We start from the raw sequence: 12,839 nt of genomic DNA, 5'->3' as shown, positions 1-12,839 counted from the left end.
TTTAACCAGTTAAGGTTATATCAAAGCAGCTCTTTCCGGGGCCTAGCTTTTGGGCGTAAACTTTATTACTTGGTTGGCAATAGGTTTTAAAGTTTTCAAGTAAGCAAAAATCGCCTTCAAATCACTGTCTTTCATGCCGGCATACATCGTCCACGGCATAATAGAATTAAACTCGTTCGGATTAACCGCGCGATGTGCCGCATTGGCATTTCGGTACTGCGCAAAGCGGCTTAAAAAGCTGGCTTCCGTCCAACCACCAAGTCCGGTAGATACATCCGAAGTAATGTTAGCCGACGCTATATCGCCGCCGGGCATCGGAAATTTGCGGCCACCACCAAATTCGGTTCCTGCTATAGCAGCTCCTTTATCATCTACCCGGGTATGGCAATCCTGGCAGGCTGCTACGGTAACTAAATACTTTCCGTAAGCCAACTGGTTCGTGGTATCCGGTTTTGCCTGTAAACTGGCTTTAACGGGCATAGTACGCATAATGAGGTTAACCGGAAAATCGGCTTTTGAGGCAGGTACCTTATTCTCAATAGCAGGAATGCTGCGTAGATAAGCAATCACAGCAATTACATCAATCGAATCGGCATGCCCATAAGCGTGGTAGGGCATAACGGGGAAAATGGGCTCACCTCCTTTGGTAACACCTGTAGTAATGGCCCTGAAGATCTCCCCGTCAGTCCAGTCTTTTAAACCGGCCGGTGTAATGTTACGGGCATAAAACGTACCCGGAAAGCCCATCTCCGGCCCAAAGCGGTCGCCGCCTTTGCCCAATGTGCCTTCAACCATCGGGCCGGCAAATTGGCTAAAGTTACGCGTGCTATGGCAGTCCATACACGCCATTACATGCATAGCCATATAGCGGCCACGTTCAACTAATGCCTGAGTGTTTTTAACATGAATTTCTGGAGGCGGACCAACATTCGGTTTGGCCAGTTTAAGGTAGCTTACACCGGAAGCTATTACTACAGCGAGCAAAAGGAGGATAATAATGACAATCTTACCCAACCTGTTCTTTTTTTTAGGCATATTTTTAATGTAATAAGGTTATAATTAGGACGTTGCTTACCGGCAATAAGTTACAAACAAATTCTTTACCGACAAAATCTTGCCGTTTACCGACATACTACAGCCGGTTGCCAGTTTTGAGTAGGCATTTTTTAAGTATTGCTGTAGTTTTGAATCATCAAATACATAGCATATACATAATCATGAGTATCGAACCATCATATCCTAACTCTCCGCAAAATAACGGTAAAGTTTTTGCCGGATTGATTTTACTAGCTGTAGGCAGTTTGTTACTGCTCCATCAATTTGCCGACTTCTTTTTTCCGAGCTGGTTGTTTAGCTTCCCCATGCTGCTGATAGTAATAGGGCTTTTTGTTGGCTTCAAGAATAATTTTAAAAGCTCTGCCTGGCTTATATTAGTAGGTATCGGTGTATTCTTTTTATCAGGCCGTATTCTTCCGGATTTTAATTTACGGGCTTTTTTCTGGCCATTAGCAATTATTGGCGTGGGTTTATGGCTTATTGTTAAACGTAATCATACACCTGCGTACAAAAAGAAGTGGAAAGCAGATCAATTTAATAATGCAGTTGAGGCAGATTACGTGGTAAGGCCGGATGGTTCAACCGAAATGACTGATGCAGGCACCGGCGGTAGCGATTTTACTGCTAAGGAAAAGTACACTACCCAGGGCAAAGGCGATGATGTTATTGAAGCGGTTTCTGTTTTTGGCGGTATAAAAAAGACCATACTCTCTAAAGATTTTAAAGGAGGGGAGATAATAAACATTTTTGGCGGTGCCGAGCTGGATTTTACGCGGGCAGATATTAACGGTATAGTAGAGATTGAGATTGTGCAAATATTTGGAGGTGTTAAGCTTTTGGTGCCCCCGCACTGGCAAGTACGATCTGATGTGGCAGCCATATTTGCCAGCGTTGATGACAAGCGCTTTGGCAATGCAACCGCACAAAGTTCTGACAAGATATTGGTATTAAAAGGCACCTCAATTTTTGCAGGTGTAGATGTTCGTAGTTTTTAAACTTTAAAATTCAGGAATCATGAACTGGTATTTAATCATCGTTAGCGTATACACCATTTTAAAATTGATAATTGGCTTTTTAGCCGCGCCTATCAATTAACAGCGTTGAGCTTAAATCTTTGACCCCGCATGACCTCATCATCCACGCTGTTTAGAAAACTGAACCTGGCCTTTATAATAGGTGGCCTGGTTTGGGCGGCTTTACAAACTTATATTATACATAGTTTCGGCTTCGATTGGTATATAGCCGGTTTGGATAGTATGGTAAGTGCCGTACCACTGGCTGCAGCTTGCTGGCTTATTGATAACAACCTGCGTTATTACCAGCCCGGCAAAGGCAGTTACATTAATTTGTTTATATGGTGTGTTGTGCTGGCTGGCGCTTGTACGTTGGCTGTTAGATGGGCGTTGCCCTTTTTAAGTGTGGGCGATACTTACATCGCCTTTTTAAAGCAATCGTTGATCATCAGGCTGTTCACTAACTTTTTGGCTATTGGCTGGATGGCCATGATTAGCTTGGTTTGGTACGTGCAGCAAGACCAAAAGGAGAACGAAAAGCGCAAGACTGAAGCCGAGCAGTTAGCCCGTGATGCGGAGCTATACAATTTGCGCCAGCAGCTACAACCCCACTTCTTGTTTAATAGCTTAAATTCTATAAACGCCCTTATTGGCTTTAAGCCCGATGAGGCGCGGAGAATGATTCACCAGTTGTCTGACTTTTTACGTGGCACTTTAAAAAAAGACGACCAGCAGCAGGTAAGTTTAAGTGAGGAACTGCAACACCTAAATCTGTATTTGGATATCGAAAAAGTACGTTTTGGCCACCGTTTGCAAACTGAGATTAGCTGTGACGATAAATGCAGACAGGCCATGTTGCCACCGCTGCTTTTACAACCAATTGTTGAAAATGCCATAAAGTTTGGTTTGTATGATACGACCGGCGAAGTAACCATCAGTGTACGGGCCGAAACTGAAGATAACTACCTGTTAGTGATGGTGCAAAACCCTTACGATCCGCAAACATCTCGGCCGCGGCATGGTACCGGTTTTGGCATACGTGGCATTCAGCGCCGGCTTTACTTACTATTTGCCCGTAATGATCTGGTGGAAACTTACCAAAATGATGATATATTTACCATCATGATTAAGATACCACAGGTATGACACGCGTACTGATTATTGATGACGAACCTTTAGCCCGCATGGTAGTGCAGGAATATTTGCAGCCTTTTAACCAACAGGTACAGGTATTGCAGGAATGCGGCGATGGTTTTGAGGGTATAAAAGCCATTATGCAACACCAGCCCGACCTGATATTTCTGGATGTACAAATGCCTAAAATAAACGGCTTTGAAATGTTGGAACTGGTGGATCAGCCGCCGCAGGTTATTTTTACCACTGCATTTGATGAATACGCTATAAAAGCTTTTGAAACTCATGCGGTAGATTATCTCTTGAAACCTTTCAGTCGTGAACGCTTTAATAAGGCTATAGAGAAGTACCTGGCGCAAAATTCAGTTAAGCCTGCTGTTAAACCGACGGAAGCTTTATTAGAAACTGCTTCGCAATCACCAGCGCAGCATGAGCGCATTGTGGTCAAAACCGGTACTAAGGTAAAGATCATTCCGGTGCATGACATTGAGTATCTTGCTGCTGATGACGATTATGTTAGCATTTGTACGCCCGAGGGTTCATTTTTAAAGAACAAGACGATGAGCTTTTTTGAGCAAACCCTTGATGCCCGCCATTTTGCCCGTGTGCACCGTTCTTACATTATCAACTTATCGCAAATTACCCGTATTGATCCGTTTGAGAAAGATGCACATGTTGCCATCCTGAAATCTGGAACCCGTATTCCGGTTAGCAAGGCCGGGTATGCCAGGTTAAAGCAGGTATTGGGCATTTAAAAGAAGTATTGCTCTTAAGATGATTTATTCAAATGCCTGTCAGTCAGAACTTACAGTTTATTGTAAAACTCTATAACCTTCTCTAAATCTGTGTCGTCTTTTAAATTAATGCTATTTTTTTCTATATAGGCTAACACTTGGTTTTGTTTGTCGGCTAATATTGTGGCTATAGCACTCTTTTTTCTGGAGAACTTGATCATCTGACTGTCTTTATAAACGTAATAATCATTTAAAGAGTTGAACTGCGTTGCCTTAGTATTGTTATAAGCGTTCTCTATCTGTAGTTTTTTTGCCGGCTTTTTCAATAAAGAAGCTTTTCCATTAGTTAAAACCTGATATAAAGTTTGATTATTATATTCAGCTACTGACGGAAAACCACTTTTGAAAACTAATGGTTTATTAAGATCAGTGTAAATCACCAATTTTTCGATGTTGTTTGGAACCACCTTTCTGTTGCTTGCTAATACCTCAACTTTGTCATTCCATAGATCATACTTCACATTAAGATTACTGTACTCATCACCGTCTGTTGTGACAATTTTGCCAGTTGCCCAATTGTCATTCAAATATCTGCTACCTGAGGTATTTAAATAAAAGTTTTCCATCTCTCTTTGAGGATCATAAACTACGGCGGGAGCCATTAATGCTGTTGGTAAGCCGAAGGCTCGTGCTGTACAGTCTGACTGTGCAAAGGACAATTTAACATCAATAATAAACAATACAATTGTGCCGGCGCCAATTAAGCATGATTTTAGAATTTGATTTTTCATAACTGTAGATAATGGGTTTATAATCAAATGTTTAAATTTACTTAAGGTTTTGATAATTGCAAATAAATTTTACAGAATTACATTTTAAAAGCCCAGATTATTTCCTCTACTGGTGCAGAGACAAAATGCTTCTTAAAATCTTCGTTGTCTTTAAAGTGTAATTGAGGTATTATTCTTTTTTCCAACCTTACTTGAAATTCATCTTCTTCAAATGGCCAAGGGGTGACGGTTAATTGCCCATTTGATTTTTGCCGTAGGTGGTAGGTGGTGTTTGAGGGGCCCTGGCTTATTTCAATATTGCGCTTCTCGGGCTGCACCTCATTGCGGCAAAGCAATAGTGAGCAAGCATCGCACCATTCCAACAAACGGTATATCCGGCTAGTTTCCTGTTCATCAATTGCTAAGTTGGTACGCCATTGCTTTTGCAAACGGGCTTGCTCTTTTAAAAAAGGCTTTACTAACGGATTACTGTCTGCCTCTTTTTCAAAAAGGAAAACCATATGCATGGAAGTAAGCAGCGCTATATAACGGCTTTTAGATAGCGATATATTAGCCATTAACCGGCAATGTTCCGGGTCGAACAATTGCATGTCAAAATTTAGTGGGCCACCTTGTTCGGTCAATAATTGGTCTGATTCGAGCTCGGTGCGGGCATCATCATGCTCGGCAATGGCCAGCAACGTTTCTGTCCAGCGCGTTGGGCGCTCCTTCTTATTCCAGTGCATGGCCAACTGGGCAGCCAGTAAGCCGTGTGCACGTTGTGTTATTACTTCCCATCCCTGGTTGGTATAATTTACAATCATTTATAGTTGTTGCATTTGCTTTACTATAAACCTCTAACCAGATTCAAATGTGTGATGTAAATATAAAAAACACCGCGGCTTAAACACTAAGCTCGCTTGCCGGTAATTTAAGAAGCAAACCGCCGTTGCAGAATTGCGTAAAATTTGTCTACCGTATCGGGCTTATCGGCCCAATTATTTTTGGCGACATAGTTCGACTTCAGGAAGCGGTCGGCTTCGTCAAACGTCTTGCACCGGTTAAGCAATTCAATAGCTTCGCTATAAGCCAGGCTGTAGCCATTAAACAGGTCCTTTACAAACAGCATCTTATCATTCAGGTTAATTGCCGATTTAATATCAGTAACCGATTGAGCATGTGATGTGCCAGTGGATGCTTGTTTACTGCCGTTTAACTGGGCCGATAGCCGCTCATTTAATGTTAAAGGCTGCTCAGGCTCGGGCTTAGCTGGTTCAAAAACGGGTGGTGCATAAGTTGTTACAGGCTCCTGTGCTATAGGCTCAAAAGCATGTTGTTGTATTGTTGCAAGCTGTGGCGTAGGTTCTTCAACAGGTGCAGGCGCAGTGGGTTCTTTAACGGGTTCGGCCGGGGGCTGTGGTTCCTCTTCGTCGGGTTGTTGTATTTCAGGAGTGTATGCAGGTTCTGTTTCTGCTGCAGGCGCTTCAAACAGGGGGGCAGCTGGTTCAGTAATATCTACATGTACTGGTGTTGGCTCTTCTTCGGTATGGCTGCTGCTTAAGCTAAAGCTATGCTGTTCGCTGCTTACTTCTGGTTCATGCCTAAAAAAGCCATAAGTGTCCTGCGTATGCTCAATAACTACATCATGGTGGTGGTTATTATCTTCTTCAGGCAACTGTTGCCAGGCTGATTCCGTGTTAGCTGCAGTAAATGTTTCAGTCACTTCAGGCCTTACTTGTTCATCCTCTTCGGAGTTTAAATGATAGTTTATCGCTGTTTCCGACAATGGCGGTAGTGGCGTATTTTCAGGCAATTCGAATACGTTAGCCTGGGGTATTTCATTGTCCTCGGTGGTTACTGGTTCAAGCAAAAGCGTGGCGTGATCATCGGTATGTTCGGGCAGGCTTAATTTTGCATCATGTAGCTGTATGTTAATCTTTCTGAGTATTTCGGTATGATCGGTTAAAAACTTGGCATTGGCTGCAAATAATTCAAGTTCTAAGTCGTTCTGATGCATTTCTTCTGCTTGCAGATACTCGTACTGCTCGTTCAGCTCTTTCAGTATATTGCCTATCTTTCTTAATATCTCCTGCTGTTTCATGTACCGGGTGTTGAAAATGTATCCACTCAAAAGTAAGATATAATTCTGATATTAGCCGGCTGTAAAAAATTCTGGAATGCTGTTTAGTGAAGATGTTTTTAAAAGGCGCAGTGAACACGGCGGTAGTATTGAAGTGGTATGCGGATCTATGTTCTCAGGCAAAACCGAGGAACTTATACGCAGGCTTCGACGTGCACAAATTGCGCGTTTGCAGGTGGAGATTTTTAAACCCAATACAGATACCCGTTATGATGAAAGCGCGGTAGTATCTCACAACCAGAACAGCATTCCCTGTACCCCAGTTGAAAGCTCATCGGCCATTTTACTTTTAGGCAGCCATGTACAGGTAGTTGGTATTGATGAAGCCCAGTTTTTTGATGATGAGCTACCCTACGTATGTAATGCGCTGGCAAACAGAGGCGTTAGGGTTATAGTTGCCGGTTTAGATATGGACTATAAAGGCAAGCCTTTTGGCCCCATGCCTGCTATTATGGCCATGGCCGAATCGGTTACCAAAGTACATGCTGTTTGTGTAAAATGTGGCAATCCTGCTTTATACTCTTACCGGCTGGTTGCTGATGGTAACCGGATATTGCTTGGCGAAAAAGAAAGCTACGAACCCCGCTGCCGCCCCTGCTATATGGAAGCATAAAACAAGCTTTTTATTACGCTTACTTTAAGATTCCTGAACAAATTGTTGCCGCTATTGGTTATTAAGTAATATAACCAACCAATTATGAGTGTTAAACTGATAGCTATTTTGCATTGCCATGCTGATGCGGAGGAAGCATTTGAGCAGGAGTTAAAAAAACTGGTTGAAACATCATTAAGCGAAGAAGGCTGTATGAGTTACGAGTTGTACCAGTACAATGATGAACGCTGCCGGTATGTGATTATAGAAGAGTGGGAAGACGAAGAATCATTAAAGAAGCACCAGGAAGCTGTGCATTATAAACATTTTGTTAGAGTATCGCCAGTGTTGCTAACCAAACCTGCCAAAATTAAGACATTAACCAGGCTTGTGTAATAAGCCCTGGCCTTTAAAAATTTGCAGTATTTAAGTAGCATAGTAAAACAAAAAGCAGGGGTATTGTTGTTTACTATTTAAGAATTAATGAGGCTTCAATAATAGCTGAAGTCATTTTTTTAGATAGATCACGTTATTTTACTTACCGCTACGAGTTATGGCTAAGAAAGTTCTGCTTATTGAAGATGATAAAGACATAAGAGATACCATCACCTATGCCTTAAAGGAGCATGGCTACGAAGTAATAGCATCAGAAGATGCCAGAATTTTGAAGGACATTGCGCAGATCAATCCAAGTCTTATTCTGTTGGATAATTGGTTAACCGACTGGAAAAGTGATGCCAATGGGCAGCAGCTAAGTAAGGAGTTAAAAACCAATCCTGCTACTAGTCATATTCCTATAATAATGGTATCGGCAGTTAGCAATATTAAAGAAGTTACTGAAGCTGGCTTAGCCGATGGTTATCTGAAAAAGCCTTTTGAGTTAGCAGACCTTTTTGCTATTGTACACAAGTTTACAGATTGACACCTGTTGTTGAAACCCGATATTACTAAACAATAAAGCCGCTCATTGAGCGGCTTTATTGTTTTTATTCGTTACTGGCAGCTGAACATATCAACTACTCATTAATCAATCAATTATCTCTTCTTCAAAAATTTGAAGTCTTTGCCTATAAATTTAGCGTTGGCACCTAATTCTTCCTCAATGCGCAACAGTTGGTTGTATTTTGCGATCCGGTCTGAACGTGAGGCTGAACCGGTTTTGATCTGACCGCAGTTAAGCGCAACTGCCAGGTCGGCAATCGTGCTGTCTTCAGTCTCGCCCGAACGGTGACTCATTACCGAGGTGTAACCATTAGTTTGTGCTAATGATACCGCGTTGATGGTTTCGGTTAAAGAACCAATTTGGTTTACTTTAACTAAAATAGAATTACCCACATTGGTATCAATGCCTTGTTGTAAACGGGTTACGTTAGTTACAAACAAATCATCACCTACCAACTGAACTTTATCACCAATTCTTTCTGTCAGCAATTTCCATCCATCCCAATCGTCCTCGGCCATGCCGTCTTCAATAGAAATGATCGGATATTTTTCGGCTAACTGGGCCAGGTATTCAACCTGCTCAGCGCTGGTACGGATAGCACCTTTTTCGCCTTCAAACTTAGTGTAGTCATATTTGCCGTCTACATAAAATTCAGATGCAGCACAATCAAACGCCAAAAAAATCTCTTCGCCAGCTTTGTAGCCTGCTTTTTCTATAGCTTTTAAAATGGTTTCAACACCATCCTCGGTGCCTTCAAAGGTCGGGGCAAAGCCGCCTTCATCACCTACAGCGGTTGACAGGCCGCGGTCGTGCAAAATCTTTTTCAGGTTATGAAATACCTCAGTTCCCCAACGTAAGGCCTCAGAGAAAGAAGGAGCGCCCACTGGCATAATCATAAACTCCTGAAATGCGATAGGTGCATCAGAGTGTGAACCACCGTTAACGATGTTCATCATAGGGATAGGCAGCGTGTTAGCATTAACGCCCCCAATGTAACGGTATAAAGGCTGGCGGCTTTCTTGTGCAGCAGCTTTAGCAACGGCTAATGATACACCCAGGATGGCGTTTGCGCCTAAGTTGCCTTTATTAGCGGTGCCGTCTATTTCAAGCATTACTTTATCAATGGCATTTTGCTCAAAAACGTCCATGCCTTGTAACTCTTTAGCCAGTTTGTCATTTACATTAGCTACAGCTTGTAATACGCCTTTGCCCATGTATTTGTTTTTGTCGTTATCACGCAGTTCAACCGCTTCGTGAGCACCTGTTGACGCGCCCGATGGTACAGCAGCACGACCTAGAGCGCCGTTCTCGGTTAAAACTTCAACTTCAACAGTTGGGTTACCGCGCGAGTCGAGTATCTGGCGGGCATGTACATTAATAATTAAGCTCATAATGCTATTATAATTTTTTGGTAAGTGTATGGGTATACAATTATTTGCGCGCTAAGATAAGGGCAAAAAATGATATTCAAAGTGTAAAAATTGAATACTTAGTGTTTTGTTTACAATAACTTAGTATGCTACCTGCGTAGCCTTGCAAATAAATAAAAATAACGTTTTAACGGGGCATCTTGTTCCTGACTACTTGCGCAGTATGTTATAAGTGGCAGTTAAGATAAGGTAATTCTTATCAGCGCTTGAAGCTAAATCATAATCACGCTGATTGATGTAGCCAGCCTGAAACGAGAATTCTTTACTAAATTTATATCCGAGCGAGGGAGTAAAGCGGTTCCTTTCTAAATTAGGTTGGTTGTTGTTAAAAAAAACTTCGCCAAAAGCGGCTGCAAAGAATGTATGTGGATCAAGCGCCGGTTTATTGATAGGTATAAAAACGTTGAGCCGGTAACGGAATCGGTTGCGATATGCGGAATTTACCCAGCGCTGCTCAATACGGTAGCGATGTTCCATTTTGATGCGGCTTATGTAGTGGTTGTAAGTAAATTGCTCCCATAAGCGGTTTTCGGTGGCTGATGGACCTTCATCTACTGCATCAAAGCCATAGGTGGTATAGCGGCCTCCGCCTATTAAAAAAAAGCTGTTATCGTCTAAATTATAGCTTACGCCCAGTTTCTCCTCATGGTAATAAAAGTTGCTCACAACCCCGTAGTTACGGTTTTGAGCTTCAAAATAGCCGCCAATCCGGTGTTTGGTATTACCCGGAAGATTAATTGTTATGATATTCCAACTGCCTAACCCATGATTAGTTCCCTGTCCATAGGTTTTAACCGCTGTAATTATGACTATTAAAGTAATGAATATCTGTCTTAACATAAAGCGCGCTTGTTAAGCTAATATTAACAAGCACACAAATATAAGGGTAGTTTAAACTTTATGTTAATTTATTGTTATTCCCATTTGAAAGATTTTACAGCTACTGCATAGATGACTATTCCCCATATAAATAGTATAAGCAACTGGTGTGTAACGTCTCCTAAACCGGCGCCTTCAAACGCTATTTTACGCATTGCGTTGTTTAAGTGGGTTAGGGGCAATGCATTGCTAACAGGTTGCAGCCATGTTGGAAATGCAGAAGTGGAGAAGAACGTGCCTGATAATAGAAATTGCGGTAGTGTAATAATGTTTGAAAGCGGCGGCACACTTGTTTCGTTTTTGGCCAAGCCTGATATGATAAAGCCAAAACCCATAAATATGACCAGTCCAATAAAAGCGAGCAACAACATATTTAAAACAGTGACGGCACCGTGTACCAGCGTAAAGCCAAACGCGTAATGGCCTATGCCAATAATTACAATTGCGCCGAGTAAAGCAAAAGCCACCCGGGCAAGCATCTCACCCAGCACAATGCTATACCTTTGTACAGGTGTAGCAAAAAAGCGTTTTATAACCAGTGTTTGGCGCAGGCTCAGGAACACAAAGGCGGTGCCGAATACACCGATGTTAAGCAAGGAGAAGCCAAGCTGACCGGGTAGAATAAAGTCGATGTACTTGTACTCGCGGCCTTTTACAACAGTTTCTTGCAGTTTAACTATTTTAGGCATGCCACTAAGCGCAAACGTATTAATTTGATAAATAGTACTGTTTAATACCGACTTAAGAATGTTGACTTTATCGGGCGATGCAGCACTGTACTGTGTGCTAACCTCAAAAGGTGATCGGTTTGCTGCTATTGGTGCTTGTGGCAAGGCAGAGAGCGGCGGGTATATAGTGAAGGAACCATTTACCTTGATGTTAATTACGGCATCTATACTGCCTTTTTTTAGATTTTTAAGCATATTAGCCTCATCCTGGTTATGTATAAGGTTAATGATTTTGCTTTGCTTTAAAGCGAGATAAACGAAATTAGTGGTATCACAGCCTTTTGCAACGCCTACATCCACACTTACTGCCCCGCCACCCACATTAGCGAAGATGACAATAAAAATAAGCGGAAACAGCAGGCTGAAAACTACAGCCGATGGACTGCGGAATATAGATCGTAAACTGGCTTTAGTTATGGCTAACGTTGCACGGGTATTACTATAATTGTTCATGTGATTAGGGTTGATTTGTTCGGTGGTTTATTTGTTTTAATGGATTGTAAGAGTAGGGAAAAGCTGATAGCGGTAAGCTGACAAGCAATTCAATTACTCCCTCCATTCCTTTCCCGTAAGGTTAATGAACACATCTTCCAGGTTAGCTTGCTTAACAGTTTTCTTGCGTTCAAAACCGGTGGCTACCAATTCATCAATAAAGCTGTCGGGGGTGTTAATGCCTATTACACGGCCACCATCAATAAAGGCTACCCGGTCACAAAGCTCCTCAGCTTCGTCCATGTAGTGGGTAGTAATTACTACTGTGGTTCTGGCATTGCGTATTTCACGAATAAGTTCCCACAGATTGCGGCGTGCCTGCGGATCGAGGCCGGTTGTAGGCTCATCCAAAAAAATAATGCGGGGGTTGTTAATTAGGGTGGTGGCAATAGAAAAACGCTGTTTTTGTCCGCCCGAAAGGTCTTTGTACTTGGCTTTCGCCTTATCAGTCAGGGCAACTTTAGCCAGCATATCCATGGGGTTAATGTGGTTGCCATACAGACCTGCAAATAGCTCCAGCAGTTCGGTTAAATTGAGGCCTGGGTAATATCCTGCCGCTTGTAGCTGAACGCCAATGCGCTGTTTAATTTGGTTGGCTTGCTTATCGATCGAAAAACCATCAACGCTTACCTCGCCGGATGTTTTGGAGCGAAGCGTTTCAATAATTTCGAGCGTAGTGGTTTTGCCTGCGCCATTGGGGCCCAGCAGACCAAAGATCTCGCCTTCGTATACTTCAAAGCTAATGCCCTTAACGGCTGTAAAATCAGCGTACTGCTTTACCAGATTGTTAACTGAAATGATAGGTTGTGTTGCCATGCCCTAAAAGTAAGGTTCAAGACGTGGCATAGGAAACTATTTTCGGTGAATGGCAGAATTTAAGGGGCGAATGGTGGGATAGAAGTTGTAGATTTTTATGCCTGATGAAGTT

The 12,839-nt window shown here is 42.3% G+C and carries 14 protein-coding genes; 6 read left to right on the top strand and 8 right to left on the bottom strand.

The window, feature by feature from the left end; genetic code table 11:
* Positions 1-42: 42 nt before the first annotated feature.
* A complete protein-coding gene (locus ABDD94_RS17380; RefSeq protein WP_345953309.1) occupies positions 43-1,035 on the bottom strand; it encodes a c-type cytochrome in 993 nt (330 codons plus the stop codon).
* Positions 1,036-1,217: 182 nt separating this feature from the next.
* Between ABDD94_RS17380 and ABDD94_RS17375 the strand changes: the two genes are divergently transcribed.
* The 3 genes from ABDD94_RS17375 (at position 1,218) to ABDD94_RS17365 (ending at position 3,958) form a co-directional block, all read left to right on the top strand.
* Positions 1,218-2,051, top strand: coding sequence for a DUF5668 domain-containing protein (locus ABDD94_RS17375; RefSeq protein ID WP_345953308.1), 834 nt, complete (start codon positions 1,218-1,220; stop codon positions 2,049-2,051).
* 129 nt (positions 2,052-2,180) lie between these two features.
* Positions 2,181-3,215, top strand: a complete 1,035-nt coding sequence (locus tag ABDD94_RS17370; protein ID WP_345953307.1) for a histidine kinase — start codon at positions 2,181-2,183, stop codon at positions 3,213-3,215.
* Complete coding sequence (locus ABDD94_RS17365; protein WP_345953306.1) at positions 3,212-3,958, top strand: response regulator; 747 nt, start codon at positions 3,212-3,214, stop codon at positions 3,956-3,958. The genes ABDD94_RS17370 and ABDD94_RS17365 overlap by 4 nt, the downstream gene beginning before the upstream one ends.
* Positions 3,959-4,008: 50 nt before the next feature.
* Here ABDD94_RS17365 and ABDD94_RS17360 read toward each other — a convergent pair whose 3' ends face one another.
* From ABDD94_RS17360 to ABDD94_RS17350, 3 genes are all read right to left on the bottom strand, one after another.
* Positions 4,009-4,728, bottom strand: coding sequence for a hypothetical protein (locus ABDD94_RS17360; protein WP_345953305.1), 720 nt, complete (start codon positions 4,726-4,728; stop codon positions 4,009-4,011).
* Positions 4,729-4,805: 77 nt separating this feature from the next.
* The gene (locus tag ABDD94_RS17355) at positions 4,806-5,531 is read right to left on the bottom strand and encodes a DUF3891 family protein (RefSeq protein ID WP_345953304.1); all 726 of its coding nucleotides are present in this window, start codon (positions 5,529-5,531) and stop codon (positions 4,806-4,808) included.
* 107 nt (positions 5,532-5,638) lie between these two features.
* Positions 5,639-6,838, bottom strand: a complete 1,200-nt coding sequence (locus tag ABDD94_RS17350; RefSeq protein ID WP_345953303.1) for a hypothetical protein — start codon at positions 6,836-6,838, stop codon at positions 5,639-5,641.
* 46 nt (positions 6,839-6,884) lie between these two features.
* Here ABDD94_RS17350 and ABDD94_RS17345 point away from each other — a divergent pair, with 46 nt between their 5' ends.
* The 3 genes from ABDD94_RS17345 (at position 6,885) to ABDD94_RS17335 (ending at position 8,361) form a co-directional block, all read left to right on the top strand.
* Positions 6,885-7,460, top strand: coding sequence for a thymidine kinase (locus tag ABDD94_RS17345; protein ID WP_345950834.1), 576 nt, complete (start codon positions 6,885-6,887; stop codon positions 7,458-7,460).
* 84 nt (positions 7,461-7,544) lie between these two features.
* Entirely contained in the window at positions 7,545-7,835 is a 291-nt protein-coding gene (locus ABDD94_RS17340; RefSeq protein WP_345950835.1) for a putative quinol monooxygenase, read from the top strand.
* Between the two features lie 157 nt (positions 7,836-7,992).
* On the top strand, positions 7,993-8,361 hold the full coding sequence (locus ABDD94_RS17335; RefSeq protein WP_345953302.1) for a response regulator: 369 nt from the start codon (positions 7,993-7,995) through the stop codon (positions 8,359-8,361).
* A gap of 113 nt (positions 8,362-8,474) precedes the next feature.
* On the opposite strand, the gene eno is transcribed toward ABDD94_RS17335, so the two are convergent.
* The 4 genes from eno to ABDD94_RS17315 all read right to left on the bottom strand — a co-directional run bounded on the left by eno (position 8,475) and on the right by ABDD94_RS17315 (position 12,727).
* Entirely contained in the window at positions 8,475-9,773 is a 1,299-nt protein-coding gene (eno, locus tag ABDD94_RS17330; protein WP_345953301.1) for a phosphopyruvate hydratase, read from the bottom strand.
* A gap of 189 nt (positions 9,774-9,962) precedes the next feature.
* Positions 9,963-10,652 (bottom strand): DUF2490 domain-containing protein, encoded by a 690-nt coding sequence (locus tag ABDD94_RS17325; protein ID WP_345953300.1) that lies wholly within the window; start codon positions 10,650-10,652, stop codon positions 9,963-9,965.
* A gap of 74 nt (positions 10,653-10,726) precedes the next feature.
* Positions 10,727-11,872 (bottom strand): ABC transporter permease, encoded by a 1,146-nt coding sequence (locus ABDD94_RS17320; RefSeq protein ID WP_345953299.1) that lies wholly within the window; start codon positions 11,870-11,872, stop codon positions 10,727-10,729.
* 93 nt (positions 11,873-11,965) lie between these two features.
* Positions 11,966-12,727, bottom strand: a complete 762-nt coding sequence (locus tag ABDD94_RS17315) for an ABC transporter ATP-binding protein (RefSeq protein ID WP_345953298.1) — start codon at positions 12,725-12,727, stop codon at positions 11,966-11,968.
* Positions 12,728-12,839 lie beyond the last annotated feature (112 nt).

This window comes from Mucilaginibacter sp. PAMB04168, assembly GCF_039634365.2.
GTDB lineage: Bacteria > Bacteroidota > Bacteroidia > Sphingobacteriales > Sphingobacteriaceae > Mucilaginibacter.
Note: the sequence above shows the minus strand (reverse complement) of the source record. Positions and strands in the feature narration are given on the sequence as shown.